General features: G+C 33.9%; 21 protein-coding genes and 1 other RNA gene. 16 read left to right on the top strand and 6 right to left on the bottom strand.

The annotated features are described in order from the left end of the window. Positions 1 to 236 precede the first annotated feature (236 nt). Complete coding sequence (locus tag HMPREF9083_RS01450) at positions 237 to 1193, bottom strand: hypothetical protein (RefSeq protein WP_256998175.1); 957 nt, start codon at positions 1191 to 1193, stop codon at positions 237 to 239. A 418-nt stretch (positions 1194 to 1611) separates the two neighbouring features. On the opposite strand from HMPREF9083_RS01450, the gene HMPREF9083_RS01445 reads away from it, so the two are divergent. The 15 genes from HMPREF9083_RS01445 (at position 1612) to dnaJ (ending at position 14656) form a co-directional block, all read left to right on the top strand. After that, positions 1612 to 2172: an isochorismatase family protein gene (locus tag HMPREF9083_RS01445; RefSeq protein WP_007555603.1), complete on the top strand. Its 561-nt coding sequence runs from the start codon at positions 1612 to 1614 to the stop codon at positions 2170 to 2172. After that, a complete protein-coding gene (locus HMPREF9083_RS06640) occupies positions 2172 to 2723 on the top strand; it encodes a thiamine-phosphate kinase (protein ID WP_007555602.1) in 552 nt (183 codons plus the stop codon). Before HMPREF9083_RS01445 ends, HMPREF9083_RS06640 begins: the two co-directional genes overlap by 1 nt. Further along, positions 2704 to 3171: a thiamine-phosphate kinase gene (locus HMPREF9083_RS06635; protein ID WP_256998174.1), complete on the top strand. Its 468-nt coding sequence runs from the start codon at positions 2704 to 2706 to the stop codon at positions 3169 to 3171. Before HMPREF9083_RS06640 ends, HMPREF9083_RS06635 begins: the two co-directional genes overlap by 20 nt. A gap of 23 nt (positions 3172 to 3194) precedes the next feature. Then, positions 3195 to 3941, top strand: a complete 747-nt coding sequence (gene gpmA, locus HMPREF9083_RS01435; RefSeq protein WP_007555600.1) for a 2,3-diphosphoglycerate-dependent phosphoglycerate mutase — start codon at positions 3195 to 3197, stop codon at positions 3939 to 3941. 19 nt (positions 3942 to 3960) lie between these two features. Beyond that, entirely contained in the window at positions 3961 to 4854 is an 894-nt protein-coding gene (locus HMPREF9083_RS01430; RefSeq protein WP_256998173.1) for a patatin-like phospholipase family protein, read from the top strand. Further along, positions 4844 to 5320, top strand: coding sequence for a bifunctional tRNA (adenosine(37)-N6)-threonylcarbamoyltransferase complex ATPase subunit type 1 TsaE/phosphotransferase (locus HMPREF9083_RS01425; protein WP_007555598.1), 477 nt, complete (start codon positions 4844 to 4846; stop codon positions 5318 to 5320). The genes HMPREF9083_RS01430 and HMPREF9083_RS01425 overlap by 11 nt, the downstream gene beginning before the upstream one ends. Continuing rightward, complete coding sequence (gene tsaB, locus HMPREF9083_RS01420) at positions 5304 to 5996, top strand: tRNA (adenosine(37)-N6)-threonylcarbamoyltransferase complex dimerization subunit type 1 TsaB (RefSeq protein ID WP_007555596.1); 693 nt, start codon at positions 5304 to 5306, stop codon at positions 5994 to 5996. Before HMPREF9083_RS01425 ends, tsaB begins: the two co-directional genes overlap by 17 nt. Next, a complete protein-coding gene (gene rimI, locus HMPREF9083_RS01415) occupies positions 5969 to 6451 on the top strand; it encodes a ribosomal protein S18-alanine N-acetyltransferase (RefSeq protein ID WP_007555595.1) in 483 nt (160 codons plus the stop codon). Before tsaB ends, rimI begins: the two co-directional genes overlap by 28 nt. Then, a complete protein-coding gene (gene tsaD, locus HMPREF9083_RS01410) occupies positions 6448 to 7464 on the top strand; it encodes a tRNA (adenosine(37)-N6)-threonylcarbamoyltransferase complex transferase subunit TsaD (protein ID WP_007555594.1) in 1017 nt (338 codons plus the stop codon). The genes rimI and tsaD overlap by 4 nt, the downstream gene beginning before the upstream one ends. After that, complete coding sequence (locus tag HMPREF9083_RS01405) at positions 7461 to 8852, top strand: sensor histidine kinase (protein WP_007555592.1); 1392 nt, start codon at positions 7461 to 7463, stop codon at positions 8850 to 8852. The genes tsaD and HMPREF9083_RS01405 overlap by 4 nt, the downstream gene beginning before the upstream one ends. 3 nt (positions 8853 to 8855) lie before the next feature. After that, positions 8856 to 9443, top strand: a complete 588-nt coding sequence (locus HMPREF9083_RS01400) for an ANTAR domain-containing response regulator (protein WP_007555591.1) — start codon at positions 8856 to 8858, stop codon at positions 9441 to 9443. 442 nt (positions 9444 to 9885) lie between these two features. Continuing rightward, positions 9886 to 10941 (top strand): heat-inducible transcriptional repressor HrcA, encoded by a 1056-nt coding sequence (gene hrcA / locus HMPREF9083_RS01395; RefSeq protein WP_007555589.1) that lies wholly within the window; start codon positions 9886 to 9888, stop codon positions 10939 to 10941. A gap of 8 nt (positions 10942 to 10949) precedes the next feature. Next, complete coding sequence (locus tag HMPREF9083_RS01390) at positions 10950 to 11579, top strand: nucleotide exchange factor GrpE (protein WP_007555588.1); 630 nt, start codon at positions 10950 to 10952, stop codon at positions 11577 to 11579. A gap of 40 nt (positions 11580 to 11619) precedes the next feature. Continuing rightward, positions 11620 to 13491 carry a molecular chaperone DnaK gene (gene dnaK / locus HMPREF9083_RS01385; protein ID WP_007555587.1) on the top strand — a complete coding sequence of 624 codons (1872 nt, stop codon included), beginning with the start codon at positions 11620 to 11622 and terminating at the stop codon, positions 13489 to 13491. Between the two features lie 19 nt (positions 13492 to 13510). Continuing rightward, on the top strand, positions 13511 to 14656 hold the full coding sequence (dnaJ, locus tag HMPREF9083_RS01380; protein ID WP_007555586.1) for a molecular chaperone DnaJ: 1146 nt from the start codon (positions 13511 to 13513) through the stop codon (positions 14654 to 14656). A 46-nt stretch (positions 14657 to 14702) separates the two neighbouring features. On the opposite strand, the gene HMPREF9083_RS01375 is transcribed toward dnaJ, so the two are convergent. The 5 genes from HMPREF9083_RS01375 to ffs all read right to left on the bottom strand — a co-directional run bounded on the left by HMPREF9083_RS01375 (position 14703) and on the right by ffs (position 17789). Further along, positions 14703 to 14954, bottom strand: coding sequence for a hypothetical protein (locus HMPREF9083_RS01375; protein WP_007555585.1), 252 nt, complete (start codon positions 14952 to 14954; stop codon positions 14703 to 14705). Between the two features lie 6 nt (positions 14955 to 14960). Next, positions 14961 to 15551, bottom strand: coding sequence for a recombination mediator RecR (gene recR, locus HMPREF9083_RS01370; protein ID WP_007555584.1), 591 nt, complete (start codon positions 15549 to 15551; stop codon positions 14961 to 14963). Next, positions 15551 to 15877, bottom strand: coding sequence for a YbaB/EbfC family nucleoid-associated protein (locus HMPREF9083_RS01365; protein WP_007555200.1), 327 nt, complete (start codon positions 15875 to 15877; stop codon positions 15551 to 15553). Before HMPREF9083_RS01365 ends, recR begins: the two co-directional genes overlap by 1 nt. 20 nt (positions 15878 to 15897) lie before the next feature. Further along, positions 15898 to 17646, bottom strand: coding sequence for a DNA polymerase III subunit gamma/tau (dnaX, locus tag HMPREF9083_RS01360; protein WP_007555583.1), 1749 nt, complete (start codon positions 17644 to 17646; stop codon positions 15898 to 15900). Positions 17647 to 17690: 44 nt separating this feature from the next. Beyond that, positions 17691 to 17789, bottom strand: an RNA gene (gene ffs / locus HMPREF9083_RS06815) — signal recognition particle sRNA small type. Between the two features lie 201 nt (positions 17790 to 17990). Here ffs and fumC point away from each other — a divergent pair. Next, positions 17991 to 19376: a class II fumarate hydratase gene (gene fumC, locus HMPREF9083_RS01355; protein ID WP_007555582.1), complete on the top strand. Its 1386-nt coding sequence runs from the start codon at positions 17991 to 17993 to the stop codon at positions 19374 to 19376. The last annotated feature ends 3 nt before the right edge of the window (positions 19377 to 19379 follow it).

The following is a 19379-nucleotide window of genomic DNA, read 5'->3' as shown; positions in this document are numbered from 1 at the left end:
CTTGGTAGTAGGAGAAATGCAACCGATTTTGGACAGATACAAAGAACTTAAAGGAAGTCCGGAATTGGATGCTATATTGGACGAAGGAAGAGAAAAGGCACATAAAAAAGCAAATGCAACATATGTAAAAGCCATTGAAGCAATGGGCTTATACAGAAAATAAATGCAATATTAAAAGCGGAGATTGAAACTCCGCTTTTAAGTTGTATAAAATCAGATATTTTATCGAACCTTACTTACATATTCAACAAGCCTTCAAAATGGAAATTACTTTGCAGTAATGAATCTACAATTTTTGCAGCATTTGTAGGATGAGGATTTGCAAGGAAAAGTATTAAAATTGCAAGTACGGTAATTGCAAGTGCGATAATATTGAATTTTCCTTTTTCTGACATTTCATAATATCCGAAGAAACGTATTCCCATTGCAGTGAAAAATGTAGTGCAAAGTCCTGACAAAGAAAACATTCCGAACAGTACATTTGACATTATAAGTGTTATGAAAAAAGTAGGGAAAACTATGAGAGATAAATTTTTATGAAAACGTGTTGATTTCAAGCGTTTCATATCCTTGAACCAATTTGTAAAATCAAATCCGAACAGTCCGGATAATATGAATGAAATAATAATTATTTTATCCCAAATATTTTGTAATCTTGTACGATTGTCACCGATCCATTTGAAAAATGCACAAGCCATAAGAGCTATAATTCCGCCTGTTATATAGTAGATGTTGTATGGAATATACTTTGTAAGCGCAAATGGAACAATCATTAAAATGCTTGAAATTGTTGTGTAAAGTACAATTTCTTTTATAGAAAATCTTTCATGCACTGGTATTTGTTCATAAGTTTGAGTCATTATTTCCAACATAAATGTAAGAATGAAAATTATAAGAGCAGCAAACGGATAAATTATCAAACTGAAAAGTATAAGAAATATAGGAAGAAGTATCAAAATCCCTTTGAATGCTCTCAAACGTTTGAAACTTATGGGATATTTTTGTGTATGAAGTGTAAGCTTTGTAAATATAAGATATGTAATCATTATGCTTGCGGTTTCCACCGGACTTGTTCCCGTATATATAAGAGCGCAAAAAACGAGAATGCTTAAATTTGCTCCGCTGAAGCGTGAAACTATGGAACTGAAAAGACCGATGCTTATGAAAGGTGCAATTGCATTAAGTATTTCCAATTTATTCATCTCCTTAATCGGTTAATTATAATTTTTTAGTTATTCGATATTATATAAATATAATACAACATAATACAACAAACAGGAAAGTAAAAGAAAATATAAATTTAAAGTAGCAAAATATGCATTTACATGCAGTGATTTGACAGTAAGATAGTTTAAGTGAATATGATTTTTTTATTTTTACGTATTTACTAAAGCAATACATGGAATAAAGTAAGAAATATATTTGCAGAAATAATATTTATAATATAGAAATATTTTGTTACAGCATTTTCGGTTTGAAGTATTCGGTAATTTAAGAAATAAAATTTATTTTCATGGAAAGCTTATTGGAAAAATACTTGTAAAATTATATCTGCAAATAAACTTTATAGATGAATAAAAAACTGATAAAATAAAAATGTGGAGGGGCAAAATGAAAAATTTAATAGTTGTTGATTGTCAATATGATTTTATTGACGGTTCTTTAGCGTGTATTCATGGATATGAAGCTGTAAAAAATATTGTTTCCTATATTAATAGTAATGATTTGAGTGTGTTTTATACATCTGATTGGCATGGTAGTAATCATTGCTCTTTTAAGGTGAACGGAGGTATTTGGCCTGTTCATTGCGTGCAAAATTCAAAGGGCGCAAAAATACATGAAGATTTTTTTTGTAAAGTTAAAAATGAATTTTGCAGACCTTCGAAGGAAAATGTTTTTTTGAAGGGGTATAAAGATGACAAGGAAGAATACTCCGGATTTTACGGTATAAATTCTAAAAAAGAAATGCTTGGAAATTCAGTTGGTAAAAAAGTATATGTTTGCGGGATTGCTACGGAATATTGCGTAAAAGAAACCGTATTGTCATTAATTGATTCGGGTAGAGAAGTTGTTTTGCTTACAGATTGCTTGGGTTATGTGAATGAAGAAAATCATAAAAATGTACTTGACGAATTGAAAGATAAAGGCGTGGTCATGTCGAGGAGTATTTGATGGAAATCAAAACCGTAAAAGATTTAGGTGAATTTGAATGTATAAAAAAAATAAGTAAAGATTTTATTTATAATCCGAAGTTCGTAAAACTCGGCAGCGGTGATGACGGTGCGGTATACATTGTACCGGAAGGTTTCGATCAAGTTATTTCTACAGATACTATGGTTGAGGGAATACATTTTTTAAAATCCACAATGAGTCCGTCAGATGTAGGATATCGTATATGTGCAGTAAATTTCAGTGATATGGCAGCTATGGGAGCTTTACCTACAGGTATAGTTTTTTCTTTAGCGTTACCGGATGATTTACCTGTAAATTGGTTGGAATTTTGTTATGACGGTATAAGAGAAGCGTGTAAAAAATATAAAGTGAATATTCTCGGCGGAGATATTACCGGCAGCAAACAAGGTGTTGTTCTGACAGGTACTGTAGTAGGTATTGTGAAAAAAAGATTCATATATTACACGTTCGGGAGCAAAAGAAGGGGATATAGTTTTTGTAACCGGAACGGTAGGCGATTCCGCTGCAGGATTGATATCTTTGTTACATAATTGTGAAAATGATTATTTGAAAAAGAGACATATAAGACCTGAACCTCAAATTGAGTGGGGTCAATATTTTTCTGAAGTAGGTGTAAACTCATTAAATGATATCTCGGACGGATTATCACGTGAATTAAATGAGATTGCAGCGGCTTCAAATGTTGTTATACAAATTGATTCAACTAAAATTCCTATCTCAAAAGAAACGTGTGAAATAAGTGAAAAATTAGGCAAAAACAGTCTTGAACTTGCACTTGACGGCGGAGAAGATTACGAATTGGTAGGCACCGCATCAAAGGAAATTTGGGAAAAAATCAAATTAAAAAAAGGTATAACTGCTATAGGAACAGTGAAAAAAGGAATAAAAAGTTCGGTAGAAATTTTACATAAAGGCAAAATAAAAAAAGTAGCGGCAAAAGGTTATGATCATTTCATAAAAAATGATTTGTATAAATAATTCGGTTAAATCTGGAGGTAAGTATGTATACGTTAGTTGTTATAAGACATGGAGAAAGTCAGTGGAATAAAAAAAATCTTTTTTGCGGTTGGACAGATGTTGATTTGACACAGCAAGGATTTGCTGAAGCAAAACAAGCAGGTAAACTTTTAAAAGACGCAGGAATAACTTTTGACTTATGTTACACGTCTGTGCTTAAGCGTGCAATACATACTGCGTATACCGTTCTTGATGAAATGGATCTGACATGGATACCTGTAATTAAAGATTATCATTTGAATGAACGTCATTACGGTAAATTGCAAGGTCTAAATAAGCGTGAAACTACTGAAAAATACGGAGAAAAACAAGTGCATTTATGGAGACGCTCATATGATGTGAGACCGCCGAGTTTGGATAAAGACGATGAAAGAAATCCCGCATTTAAAATGCCGTATTTAAAAATAAAGGCGGATAAAAATTTTCCGCTTTCAGAATGTCTGAAAGATACTGTTGAACGTGTTACTCCATACTTTGAAAGTGTAATAAAACCGCGTATTTTAAAAGGTGAAAAAGTTTTGATAACCGCACATGGTAATTCAATTCGTGCACTTATGAAACATTTGGAAAATATTTCAGACGAAGAAATTTCAAAAATAAACGTTCCTACAGGAATACCGCTGGTTTATAAAATAGATAAAGATTTTAATGTAGTAAAAAAAGAATATTTGGGAAATCAAGAAGAAATACAAAAAAAGATTAATGCAGTAAAAAATCAATCTAAAGCTTAATATGATTGAAGGTGAAAGTGTGCAAAATATAAAAATTTTCAAAGAAAATAAACCTGCTCTTATGCTTGAGGGCGGTGCCATGCGAGGTCTTTTTACAGCTGGCGTGTTGGATGCATTTATGGAGCATAAATTGTATTTTGCCAAGACTGTAGCGATATCTGCAGGCACAATGCAAGGACTGGGATATCTATCAAGACAAAAAGGAAGAAATTATAAAGCCAATGTAGTATATTCTTCAGATCGAAGGTATATGGGCTTGGAGCATTTAATATGTGAAGGAAGTTATTTTAATTTTAACTTCATATATGGAGATCTTACACATAAATTAATACCTTATGATTTTGACGAGTTTAATAATACAGATATGGAAATGCTTGCCGTTATAACACGTTGTGATACAGGAGAATGCGTTTATATATCAAATTTGGACATGGATGAAAAAAAGTATTTGAATGCATGTCGTGCAAGTTGTGCAATGCCGTTGTTTTCCAAAGCTGTAAATGTAGAAGGGATACCCTGTGTAGATGGAGGTGTAGCTATGCCGCTTGCACCTTTACCTGATGAGCTTCCGTTTGAATGTATAAAACCGGTATATATACTTACCAGAGATATTAAATATAGGAAAAAAGAAATATCATCTTTGTATTGCTCAATTATAAAAAAATTTTACGGGTCTGAATACCCCAAAATTGCTGAAATGATATGTTCTATTCCGGAGATTTATAATGAAAAAGTTGAAAAATTGTTGCAACTTGAAAAAGAAGGTAAAGCTTTCGTAATACGACCCGAACATGAAGTCGAGGTAAGTCGTGTTGAAAGAAATCGTACAAAGTTAAAAATTTTATATAAAGAAGGATATAAAATAGGTATGGACAGATTTGATGAGATGATGAGGTGGATTCGTGAAATCTGAAATAAAAATAATTTCCAAAAGTGTAGAAGAAACAATCACTTTAGGAAATATAATAGGTGAAAATGCTGTAGATGATTTATTTATTGCGATGAGTGGAGATCTCGGTGCAGGTAAAACTCATTTTGTACAAGGAATAGCAAAGGGAATGAAAATACAAGATGTTGTAACAAGTCCTACATTTACAATTATGAATTATTATGAGGGGAAATTGCCGTTAAAGCATTTTGATTTTTACAGACTCGAAAGTGAATATGATTTGTATAATATAGGTTGGGAAGAATACAGTGTTGGAGGAGTTACTGTAGTTGAATGGTCGGAATTGTTTCCTTCACTTATACCTCATGGAAGTCTTTGTGTACGAATAGAGAATGTTTCACTTACGGAAAGAAATATTTTTATAAAATGGGATGAAAAAACTCCTGAAAATATTATAAAGGAGATAAGAAAGTATGCTCTTGGCGATTGATACGTCTTCATATGTATTAAGCTGTGCTTTGGCACAAGAAGATAAATTAATTTCAGAGTGGACAGTTCAAAGAAGACTGACACACTCTGAACAACTTATTCCGCATATAGACGAAATGATGAAAGTAAGCGGAGTTTTGAGAAAAGATATAAAATATATTGCAATATCGAACGGTCCAGGATCATTTACAGGCCTTCGTATAGGATTGGCAAGTGCAAAAATGATGGCATATATATGGGATATACCTTTAATTGCCGTAGATACTTTACAAGCACTTGCATATAATTTAAAATCTGCACAAGCTTTTATTTTACCGTTAATAGATGCACAACGTAATAATGTTTATGCTTCTTTATACAGTTCGTTTAAAGATTTATGGCAAGTTTGGGAAAACAAAGCGGATTCTATTGATAATATAATAAATGAAGCCGTAAAGCACGGCGGACCTATAATAGCAACCGGTGAAGCAGCAGATTTGTATAAAGACAAATTAATATCTGCAGGTATACAAATTGCTCCGTTTCATATGAGATGTTGCAGAGCGGGGAGTGTAGCTTCTGCAGCATTTGAAAAAATTAAGAATAAACAGTTTGAAAATCCTTTGCAAATTCTTCCAAACTATATACGTCGAAGTGAGGCTGAAGTTCAGTGGGAAAAGAAACACAATCAGAAATAAAAATTCGTAAAGCTTTAAAAAAAGATGTAAATTCTATTTATGAAATAGGTAAACACAGTTTTTTTGATGCATGGAGAAAAGAAACTGTTGAATCCGATTTAGTAAAATCACATAGCTGTTACTTTGTGGCGGAATTTGAAGGACGTATAATAGGTTATGCTTGTTATTGGTTTATATTGGATGAAGCACAATTGGTAAATTTAGCAGTAGAACCTGAATACAGACGAAAAGGAACGGCAAAAGCATTGATGAATGCCGGTGAAACTGAAGCGGTAAATCGTAATATGAGATTTATATTTCTCGAAGTCAGAGTCGGAAATATTAACGCACAGGAATTATATAGAAAAATGGGATTTATCGTAGGCAGTTTGCGTAAAGGTGTATATGAAAATCCGAAAGAAGACGGATACATTATGATGAAAAAGCTTACCGATCCTATGGGGAGAAAATTATGAGAATTTTGGCATTTGAAACAAGTTGTGATGAAACCTCATGCGCAGTTATAGAAAACGGAAGAAGTATTCTGTCAAATATTATTTCAACTCAAGTACCTATACATAAAAAATTCGGAGGTGTAGTACCTGAAGTTGCATCACGTCATCATATAGAGGATGTTTTACCGGTGGCAATAGAAGCACTTGAAAAAGCCTCATGCACTTGGAACGATATAGATGCAGTTGCAGTAACAAAAGGTCCGGGGCTTGTAGGTGCCTTGCTTGTAGGAGTATCTGCAGCTAAATCTGTTGCATGGGCATTGGATAAACCTCTTATAGGTGTAAATCATATGGAAGGGCATATATTTGCAAATCTTTTGCAATATCCGGATTTGGAACCTCCTTTTTTGGCACTTGTAGTTTCAGGCGGACATACAATGCTTGTAGAAGTTAAAGGCTACAATGAATTTAATCTCATGGGTCAAACACGAGATGATGCGGCAGGAGAAGCTTTTGATAAAATTGCAAGAATTATGGGTTATCCGTACCCTGGAGGCCCTTATATAGATAAATTGGCGCAAAAAGGAAATCCAGAAGCAATACATTTTCCGGTAGCCATGCATGGAAACCATGAATTGGATTTTTCATTCAGCGGATTGAAATCTGCGGTAATAAACTATTTAAATACCGCAAAAATGAAAAAAATAGAAATATCACATGAAAATGTAGCTGCAAGCTTTCAAAAGGCGGTTATAAGTGCATTGGTAGAAAAAACCGAAGCGGCTTTAAAGATAAGCAAACAAAAAACTCTTGTACTTGCCGGCGGAGTTGCCGCAAATAGCGGAATACGCAAGGAACTTACAAGAGTTTGCAATGAAATGAATATAAGATTTTGTTATCCGGAATCCGTGCTCTGTACGGATAACGGTGCAATGATAGGATGTAGAGCTTATTATATGGCAAAAGAAGGATTATATTCAAAATGGAATTTAAATGCAAATCCAGGATTGGGATTTTGCGGAGAAGACAAATGAGTGAATTATATTCATTAGCACGTGAAAAAACCGGTTTAAACGAAGTTCAATTAAAAATACTCGGCTATATGACAGAAGCGTTGCAATTTGCAGCGGACATATCCAAATGTCAAGTTGTACTATGTACAAAAGGAAAAAATAAAGATATGTGTGTATTGCTGAGTTCATTAGTACCTTCATATTATAAAGGTCTTAAATATTTTCATGAAGGTGATGTTTTTTTAAAACAAGAATTTGCAATTGCAACCAAAGTTTTTTCAACCGGCGAAAAAGCAAAAGGAAGAAAAGAACTGGATTTGGGTAAGATGGTGGATGTTACTGCATATCCTGTATTTGACAATGCAGGAATAACATTTGCCGTTGTAGGATTTATATCAAACTCTTTGGAACAGGAAGAAATACTTACAGATACTGCCAATATGGCATTGCAGATACCGTTTAAACATGAAAATTATTATAAAATAAAACCTCAAGACGGTGTAGTTATTATAGATTCTGTAGGGAGAGTACTTTATACAAATGATATGGCGCAAGATTTGTTTTTAGATTCCGAACAAAGAACCACAATAGGACAAGGATTGTTAAACCACACATCATTTCATATTTCGATTGTAGATCGTGTAGCTTCGACAATAAAGCCGGAATTCGGAGATGAAATTTCCGGACAAATGACATTTTCTTCGTGGGCATTACCTATAGTATCAAACGGACGTGTAAACAGAACGGTATTGGTGCTTACAGACGTGACTGCAGTAAGAGAAAAAGAAAGACAATTGTTGATAAAAGACTCTGTAATAAAAGAAATACATCATAGAGTAAAAAACAGTTTAAATACTATTGCAGGAATGCTTAGAATGCAAGCGAGAAGGACAAGAGATGAAGAAGCAAAAAAAGCATTGAAATCCGCAATAAACAGAATATCCGGCATATCAAGAATTCATGATATATTGGCACATCAAAGTGAAGAAATAGTAAATTGGAAACTTATTTCCGATAAAATTTGTAACTTGTCGGTTGAAAGTTTATCTGATTGTAAAGTTGATATGATACAAAAGAACAGTAAAGAATCAATATATTTGCCGTCTGAAAAAATAGTATCATTAGGTATAGTTACAAATGAGCTTATACATAATGCTATTGAACATGGATTTGAAAATATGAGCAGCGGTTCTTGTATTCTTGAAACCGAAAAAGAAAATAATTTTTTAAAAATTATAGTTATGAATGACGGGCATTTACTTCCGGAAAATTTTAACGAAGGAAATTATGATTTAGGATTACATATTGTAAAAACTATTACAGAAATAGATTTAAAAGGAAGTTTTGAAATAAGAAACAGCGGTAAATGGGTGTCGGCAAGTATTTGTATACCTATAAATGAGGAGTAGGAAATGGGTGCATATACTATAGTAATAGCAGATGATGAAGCATTGGCAAGAATGGACTTGAAAGAAATGCTTGAAGAAGCCGGACATAAAGTGGTAGGGCAAGCATCTGACGGTGTAGAGGCATGGGAACTTGTAAAAGAAAAATTACCTGATTTAGCTATTTTGGATATAAAAATGCCTAAAATGGATGGATTGCAAGCTGCAAAATTAATTGCACATGACGGATTGGCACCTGTCTTGCTTTTAACTGCATTCGGAGATGAAGAAATTATAGAAAAAGCAAAAAATTCTATGGTTTTCGGATATGTAATAAAACCGGTTGAAGAAAAAGTTCTTTTTCCTGCAATTGAAATTGCTATAAGCCAACATAAGAAAAAATGTGAAATGGTAAATCGTGTAAAAAGTATGGAAAAGGAAATAGAAGAAAAACAAATAATCAATCGTGCAAAAGCGTTGCTTATGAAATTTTATAAAGTTACTGAAGATCAGGCACATACGCAATTACAAAAAGTAAGTATGAAACGCGGAAAGTCTATGGCGGAAGTTTCATCAATGTTAGTTAAGGAAATTTTAAACAAGAAAAACAAGTAATAGTAAGTATGAAAAAATAATATAATTGAATAAAATTCAGTATGACTGAAATAGATAACAAATTAAAATAATCATAATCAAAAATCATAAACGTTCGAACCTTTTCAAAGGTCGGGGTAAATTAATTAAATTGAATATGAACTACTTCAAGCAACCATAAATTATGGCTGCTTTTTTCTTTCGAATGAAAGAGGTCAATATCACTTCAAAATTGTGTTTTGCAAGTTTACGATTCAACTGAATATGAAAAATATTTTTTTATATTTTCAATATTTATTACAGAGGATAAATTTTTTTATCGCAAAGGGTAAGAGAATTTTATTTTGGATAAAAATATTTTATATGTTTGATGAAAAAAGTTTGACAAATATACATAATGAATGATAAACTTTGATTGTAGGTTAGCACTCGAGTATGGTGAGTGCTAATAAGGGTGATAGCTATGAATAAAAATAAAGGTCAAAATGATAAAAAAAATATGAATGAAAGGAAAAAACGTATTCTATGGGCAATAGTTCAAGATTATTCAGAAACCGCAGAGCCGGTAGGGTCTCGAACCGTTGCAAAGAAATATGATTTAGGCGTAAGCAGTGCAACTATAAGAAACGATATGCAAGATTTGGAAGATGAAGGATATCTTGAACAGCCGCATACATCGGCGGGGAGGGTACCATCAATTAAAGGATATCGTTTCTATGTAGATGAATTGATGATGCCCAATCCTGTAACACAAGAAGAGCAAAAAGTACTTCATGGTATTTTTGAAGATTCATCAAAGCGTGTAGATGAAATTTTTTGTAATATGGCAAAGATTATTGCTTCTTTGACGCATACATTATCACTTTCAGCTTCCGCAAAGGGTAAAAGCGGTAAATTTAATTATGTAAGGTTTTTACCTTTGGATAAATTACGTGCGATACTGTTGGTCGTTACCGATTCCGGCGATGTTACAGATGTAGTTGTAAAAATTCCGGAAGGAACCGATTTAGACGAATTGCAAATGCTTGCAAATAAGTTGAACAGATTTTTACATGGCAAAGAACTTAAAAAATTAGATGAAAAAACAATAATGGAATTTCAAAGAGAAATAAGTAAAAATCTTGTTTCGTATATTCCGGTTTTCAGAGCTTTAAATCAGGCAATAATGCCAAGTCGTGAAATTTATTCCGGTGGAGCCTCAGCCTTGATTGAGCAACCGGAATTCAGAGATATTGAACGTGTACAAGATCTTTTGAATTTATTGGAAGAGCGTGAATTATTGCATAGATTGCTTATGGAATCTATGGACAAGCCGATTTCGGTAAATATCGGGACTGAAAATAATATGAAATCGTTTTCAGATTTGTCTATAATTCGTGCGCAATTTACATGTAATAATCAAGTTATAGGTTCAATTGCAGTTTTAGGGCCTACAAGAATGCAATATGGAAAGATTGTGGGAATGTTGAATTTTATGCAGAAACAATTGGATTTTTTGCTTAAAGATAAGGATACATAGGAGGAAAAATGAATAAGAAGCATGAAAAAGATATAAATCGAGATGAAGTGGAAAAAAATCAAAAAAAAGTTGATTCTGTACAAAATTCCGGTAAAGAAATAAATGAAAAAGACGAAAAAATTTCAAAAGAACAAGAAACTTTGCAAAAAATGGAAATTATGACAAAAAAGTTTGTTGAAATGCAAAATAAACTTGAAGAAACTGAAAATCGTCTAAAAGTTTCGATAAATCAAAATGTACGACTTCAAGCGGATTTCGATAATTTCAGAAGACGTACCAGAGAGAATGAAGAAAATCTTACGGATAAAGTACAGTTGAAAGTTTTAAAAGATTTTTTACCGCTTATAGATAATTGTGAACTTGCACTTAAACATATGGAAAGTAAAGATGCTTCAGAAGTTTATTTGGAAGGTTACAAGTTATTACATAAGCAATTGATGAAAATTATGGATGATTTGGGTGTTAAAGAAATAGATGCAAAAAATAAACCTTTTGACCCATATTTCCATGAGGCCGTTATGCAAGTTACCTCGGATGAACTTGACTCAGATTATGTAGCCGGAGTTTTTCAAAAGGGATATATGTATAAAGATAAAGTATTGAGGCCTTCAAAAGTACAAGTAGTTCAAAATGATTAATTTATATAGATACAAAAAGTAAGAAAGGAGACATTTTAAAATGTCAAAAGTAATAGGTATTGATTTAGGTACAACAAACTCCGTAGTAGCAGTTATGGAAGGTGGAGAACCTGTAGTTATTCCAAATGCGGAAGGATCGAGATTGACTCCGTCTGTAGTAGGATTTTCAAAAACAGGAGAACGTTTGGTAGGACAACTTGCAAAACGTCAGGCTGTTTCAAATCCGTCACGTACAGTTGTTTCCATTAAAAGACATATGGGTGAAGATTACAAAGTTACAATTGATGGAAAGAGTTATACACCTCAAGAAATTTCAGCTATGATTCTCCAGAAGTTGAAAGCTGATGCAGAAGCATATTTAGGTGAAAAAGTAACCGATGCGGTAATTACATGTCCGGCATATTTTACGGACAGTCAGCGTCAAGCGACAAAAGATGCAGGTGCAATTGCAGGTTTAAATGTTTTGAGAATTATTAATGAACCTACAGCATCTTCATTGGCTTACGGTCTTGATAAAATAAAAGACGGTAAAGAACATAGATTTTTGATTTATGATTTAGGTGGCGGTACATTTGATGTTTCCATACTTAATTTGGCAGACGGAGTATTTGAAGTAGAAGCATCTCATGGTAACGGACATTTGGGGGGAGACGATTTCGATGCACGTGTAATGGAATGGATTGCAAAGAAATATAAAGAACAAAACGGTATTGATTTGAAATGTGATCCGATGACAAATCAAAGATTGAAGGAAGCTGCTGAAAAAGCAAAGATTGAATTATCCGGTGTTATGTCTACAGATATCAATTTGCCGTTTTTGTCAATTGACGCAAACGGTCAGCCTGTACATTTCAATCAGACGTTGAGTCGTGCAGAATTTGACAGTATTACCGAAGATCTTGTACGCATGACAGAAGAACCTATCGATATAGCACTTAAAGATGCAAATCTCTCAATTAATGATATAGACAAAGTTCTTCTTGTCGGTGGTTCTTCAAGAATACCGGCAGTACAAGCTTTAATCAAAAATAAATTCGGTAAAGAAGCAAGTAAGGGCGTAAATCCGGATGAATCCGTTGCAGTAGGTGCAGCTGTTCAGGCTGGTGTATTGAAGGGTGAAGTAAAAGACGTATTACTTCTTGACGTCACACCGTTGTCTTTGGGAATTGAAACTTTGGGTGGAGTATTTACTACAATGATTAAGAGAAATACTACAATTCCTACTTCAAAATCACAAGTTTTCTCAACTGCAGCAGATAATCAATCGGCAGTAGACATTCATGTTTTACAAGGTGAACGTGCAATGGCTGCGGATAATAAGACATTGGGACGTTTCCAGTTGACAGATATTCCTCTTGCTCCGCGCGGAGTACCTCAGATACAAGTAACATTTGATATTGATGCCAACGGCATAGTTCATGTATCTGCTAAAGATTTGGGAACAGGCAAAGAACAGAAGATTGAAATAAAATCATCTTCAGGATTGTCCGATGAAGAAATTGAAAAGATGCAGAACGATGCAAAAGCACATGAAGCTGAAGATAAAAAGCGTAAAGAAACTATTACTGTAAAGAACAATGCCGAATCTTTGATTTATCAGGCACAGAAAACGATTAAAGAACTCGGTGATAAAGCTGATGCACAAAAAGTTAAGGAAATTAATGATGCAATTTCAAAATTGCAGGAATCACTTAAGGGTGATGATGTTGAAAAAATTAAAGCAGATGCAGATGCATTGACAAAGCCTTTACATGAAATGAGTCAGAAAATGTATGAACAGGCTCAAAAGGCTCAACAAACACAGCAGGCAAATCAACAAGCTTCTTCAGCAGGACAGCAGCAACAAAAATCGGGAGACAAAGATAATGTAGTTGATGCCGATTACAAAGTTGTTGATGATGATAAGAAATAAAGGATAGTGGGATTCCCTCATGGCAAATCAAGATTATTATAAAATTTTGGGTGTTGAAAGAAATGCATCCGAAGCTGACATAAAAAAAGCATATAGAAAATTGGCACGTAAGTATCATCCGGATTTAAATAAGGATAATCTTAAAGAAGCCGAGGAAAAATTTAAGGAAGTTAATGAAGCTTATCATGTGCTTTCGGATGCAGATAAAAGAGCTCAATATGATCAAATGGGTCATGACGCATTCCGCAATGCCTCACAAGGTGCAGGAGCAGGTTACGGTGCAGGCGGATTTGATTTCAGCGGATTTGATATGGGCGATATATTTGATATGTTTACCGGTGGTGGAAGGGGTCGTAGGAAAAACGGCCCTGAACCCGGAAACGATTTAAGATATGACTTACAAATAACGCTTAGAGAAGCTGCTGAAGGTGTGAAGAAAACATTTTCAATTACCAAAAGAGATGTTTGCGATCGCTGCAACGGCAGTTGTGCGGAGCCCGGCACTCCGGTAGAAAGATGTCCGCATTGTCAAGGTACCGGCCAACGTCGTATGGTCAGAAACAGTCCTTTCGGACAGATGGTAAATGTAATGCCGTGTGACGGATGCAACGGTGAAGGTAAAATAGTTAAAACCAAATGCCGTCAATGTATGGGCAGCGGAGTTGTTGCAAAATCCAAGAAAATTGAAATTAATATTCCTGCAGGAGCGGATACCGGCATAAGAATGCGTGTTTCCGGTGAAGGTGAACCAGGTTTACGCGGAGGTCCCAGAGGAGATCTTTACGTATTTATTTACGTAAAAGATGACGCCGACTTCCAACGTGAAGGAAATGATTTATATTGCAGACAAGATATATCATTTTCTGTAGCTGCATTGGGAAGCGTTGTTCGTGTAAAAACATTGGAAAAAGAAGTTGAACTTAAAATTCCGTCAGGAACTCAAACCGGTACAAGATTCAGAATTCCGCATGAAGGAGTTCCGGATATACATACAAAACGTAAAGGCAATTTGTATGTAGTGGTAAATGTTGTAGTTCCCAAGAAATTAAATGATGCTCAAAAAGAAGCATTGTTGAATTATACACATTTATCCGGAGAAGATGTTTCACAATTTAAAGGAAAAAATTCTTTTTTTGATAAAATTATTGATAAATTAAAGAAATAAATGTATAAAAAAAGGAATCGGTTTATAAACCGATTCCTTTTTTGTTTTAAAAGAAATGTGAAATTGCTATCATAACAGTACCGAATACACCGAATAATGCAACTATTATTCCGTCAATTGTACTCCAATTCATATGAACGATATTTGTAGCATCAAGAATAAAATAAAGTATTCCGCCCATTAATATGTTCGTAAAAATTTTTTTAGCAAAACGACCTAAAATAAAAATTGAAATAACAATGATTATTATACTTGTAATACCGTAGCTTACAATAGGTGCACCTATTGATTCCAGCATATTGAATTAAATCTCCTTTCGATTTTCAACAGCATTTGCCAATGTAATACTGTCGGCATAACCTATGTTACTTCCTGCAGGCAGACCGCGTGCAGGCCTTGTTATTTTAATTCCCGAGGGTTTAATCAAGTCGGCAATATAATAGGCAGTTGCTTCACCTTCCGTATCAGGATCTGTTGCTATAATAACCTCATTTATATTTGAATCTTTTAATCGTGTAAGTAATTCTTTTATTTTCAAATTTTCCGGACCTATTCCGTCAAGAGGTGATAATACACCGTGAAGAACATGGTATAGACCGTTGTATTCATGACTTTGTTCCATTGCATGTACATCTTGAGGATTTTCAACAATACACAATAAAGAAGAGTTTCTTTTAGAGTCGGTGCAAATTGAACAAGGATCCGATGTTGCCAAATTGCAACAAATTGAACAGTAACAAACAGATTTTTTTGCATTCTCTATAGTTTTTAAAAATGTATCTATATCTTTTTGCGGACGCATAAGCATGAAATATGCCAAACGTTTTGCACTTTTTACACCTATACCCGGCAATTTACGAAATTGCTCGGCTACTTCTTCTAAAATATCGTCCATTAGAACATTCCGCCGGGTAATCCAAGTCCGCCGGTAACTTTGCTCATTCCTTGAGCAATCATTTCATCAGCTTTTTTTGATGCTTCGTTTACGGCAGTTGTAATTAAATCTTCCAACATTTCGGAATCGTCGGGGTTAATTGCATCTTTTGATATTTTTAATGAAGTAATTAATTTATCTCCGCTCATTGACAATGAAACCGCTCCTCCGCCTACAGATACATCTACTGTTTTTTGACGGAGTTCATCCTGCATTTTTTGCATTTCTTCCTGCATTTTTTTTGCTTTTTTTAACATGTTTTGCATTTGTGCTTTATTACCGAACATTTGAAAACCTCCTAAAATTATTAATCTTTTTCATATATATCATAGTCTGATAAGAATTTCAAGGCAGTTGATAATGTAGCATTTGCCTTATCTTTTTCCGGAATATCAGATTTTTGAATTAAATTATATTGTGAATCATTTTTTTTTACTGAAATTGAATTTAATGCCGACGTTTCTTCAGGGCTACCTTTGAGTACCGTATGTACTTCTATATTATATCCTATGATATTTTTTAGTGCATCGGAAACAGCTTTTTTATACGACGGATTATTGCACGCAAGCACAAGAAATTGCTGAGGTGCGGATATTGTGACATTTGTATTTGTTAAACGTACAATATTACATTTTTGAAAACATGAATATATATCAATTCTTTTTATACTCATAAAATAATCAAGAGTTTTTTTCCAAATCGAGTCATATTCATTGGGTGAAATTACGGATGATTCAGTCACTGTTTCGTTATTGTGCTCTTCGACTTGAGATTTTAGTGAAGTTTTATCAGTTGAAGTTTTAATTGTTGATTTTTTTACATTTGCAGGTATTTCAGTTTCAGCTTCAGCTTTGGAAGAATTATTTATATTTGAAGAGTTATTTATGATTTTGCCGTTTTTCTGTAAATCGGATATCTCTTCTTCAATTTTTGCAAGGCGACTGTGAATATCATTGTAATTTTTTATTTCTTTTACACGTGACAGATGAAGTAATCCCATTTCCGCAGTAATACGTGGAGATGCACCTTGTTTAATACTTGTTATATATGTACATAATTCGGAGAACATAATATCCAAGTAGGATTCCGATGTCAGATTTGAAAGTTTTTTTAATGTATTTTCATACGATTTATATATAGTAAGTTCAGGAGCATTCGGATTTATCTTATACAACATTAAATTTCTATAATGTTCCAATAAATTTCGTAATATTGAAATAGGCTCTTTGCCGCTTTGCATAAGATCGAAAAACAACATTAGAATTTTTCCGCTGTCATGAATTGCTATATACTCGGACAATTTTAAAATCTGTTCGGTATTTGTTATGCCTATTAGCTTATATACATCATCCGCATTGAGTGAATTTGAATCATTTGCATGCGAACATTGATCAAGTAGGGATAATGCATCTCTTAAGCCTCCGTCTGCACGAACTGCTATAAGAGCTGCGGCATCTTCAGTAAGATGGAAATTACTTTTTTTTGAAATATTCAGTAAATGCTCCTTTATAGCATCTACCGAAATTCTTCTGAATTCATAACGTTGGCAACGTGAAAGAATTGTAAGTGGTATTTTTTCAGGCTCTGTTGTTGCCAATATAAACATTATATATGACGGAGGTTCTTCCAATGTTTTGAGTAAGGCATTGAAAGCTTCTTTTGTAAGCATATGTACTTCGTCAATAATGTATACTTTTTTTCTGCATGTGGCAGGTAGTGAACATACGGATTCTTTTAAGGCGCGTATTTCTTCAATACCTCTGTTTGATGCTGCATCTATTTCGTAAACATCCAAACTGTTACCTTGGTTTATTTCATTACAGTTTGGACAGTTGTTGCAAGGATTTGAATTTTCAGGATTAAGACAATTTACAGCTTTTGCCAAAATTTTAGCCATACTTGTTTTACCGGTTCCTCGCGGACCTGAAAATAAATATGCATGTGCAACTTTATTTTGAATAAGAGCATTACATAATGGTACTGAAATATGTTTTTGTCCGACAACTTCACTGAAAGTACGCGGGCGCCATTTCCTGTAAAGTGCTAAATAAGACATATAAACCTCCGGAATAAAAAAGCCTTGCGTTGTTTACTTATGACAGCCTTCGAAGATACCGTGGCACATGAAGTTTACCGTTTACTGCTGCTTCCTCTCGGACCTGACAGGGTTCACGGGACTTCATTGCACGGGCCCGAAGACTGCCATAAATAAATAATGCAAAGCCATATAACGGTATTATACTATTACTTGTTTGCATTTGTAAAGTTCAAGTTTATTATACGTTTATTCGACAAAATTAACTGTATAGTGGTAAACTATATAAGATTAATTAGGTTAAAAGTATAATTTTTATATATGAATATATTTATAGTGTAGCGTATTTGAAGGGGTGTTGCAATATGAAGTATCGTATAGAACATGACACATTAGGTGAAGTAAAAGTTCCGGCGAATCATATGTGGGGTGCGCAAACAGAAAGATCCGTGGAAAATTTTAAAATAGGGAGCCAAATGCCGTATGAAATAATTAAGGCATTTGCTATATTGAAAAAATGCACTGCAAAAATAAATGCACAAAAAGAACTTTTGGATAATGATAAATGGACTGCGATTTGTGAAGCTTGTGACGAAATAATCGAAGGCAAGTGGAATGATGAATTTCCTCTTGTAGTATATCAAACAGGCTCGGGTACACAGAGCAATATGAATATGAATGAAGTAATAGCTCATATTGCAAATGAAAAATTGAAATGTAAAAATATCGAAAAGAAAGTTCATCCTAATGATGATGTAAATATGTCACAATCATCAAACGATACTTTTCCTACTGCAATGCATATTGCAGCTGTAAGTACATTGAGAGAATGTTTATATAAATCTTTAAAATCACTTTCTGATACATTTCACAAAAAATCAGATGATTTTAAAGATGTGGTAAAAATAGGACGTACTCATTTGCAAGATGCCGTTCCTATGACACTTGGACAGGAATTTTCAGGTTGGGCGGAAATGCTTGATAAATCAATGAGTATGATTAAAAATTCAGAAAAATATTTACTGGAACTTGCAATAGGAGGAACGGCCGTAGGTACAGGTATTAACAGTCCTGAAGATTTCGGAGAAAAAGTTTCCGAAGAGATTGCAAAAGAAACCGGTATACCGTTTGTTTCGGCTGCAAATAAATTCTATGCTTTAACGGGAAGAGATGACTTTGTATTTTCTCATGGTGCATTGGAAGCTTTAGCTATGGATTGTATGAAATTTGCAAATGATATAAGATGGCTTGCAAGTGGTCCTCGTGCAGGGTTTGGAGAAATTATAATACCTGCAAATGAACCGGGTTCTTCAATTATGCCGGGTAAAGTAAATCCTACACAATGTGAAGCTTTGACGATGGTCGCATGTCGTGTACATGGAAATCAAGCTACTATATCATTTGCATCATCTCAAGGTAATTTTGAACTTAATGTTTTTGCACCGGTAATGGCAAATTCATATATAGAAAGTGTAAAATTGCTTTCTCAATCAATTCACTCATTTAATATTCATTGTGCTACAGGTATTGAACCGAATTATGAAAGAATGAATCAATTGGTAAACAGCTCTCTTATGTTGGTAACTGCATTGTCACCGCATATCGGTTATGAAAAATCCGCAAAAATAGCAAAACAAGCGCACAAACAAAAAATTTCTTTAAAAGAAGCGGCAATAGCATCAGGGTATGTAAGTGAAGAAGATTACGATAAGTATGTAAACCCTGCTATAATGACAAACAAAGACAGATGATTA

Source organism: Dialister micraerophilus DSM 19965, from assembly GCF_000194985.1.
Lineage (GTDB): Bacteria > Bacillota > Negativicutes > Veillonellales > Dialisteraceae > Dialister > Dialister micraerophilus.
Note: the sequence above shows the minus strand (reverse complement) of the source record. Positions and strands in the feature narration are given on the sequence as shown.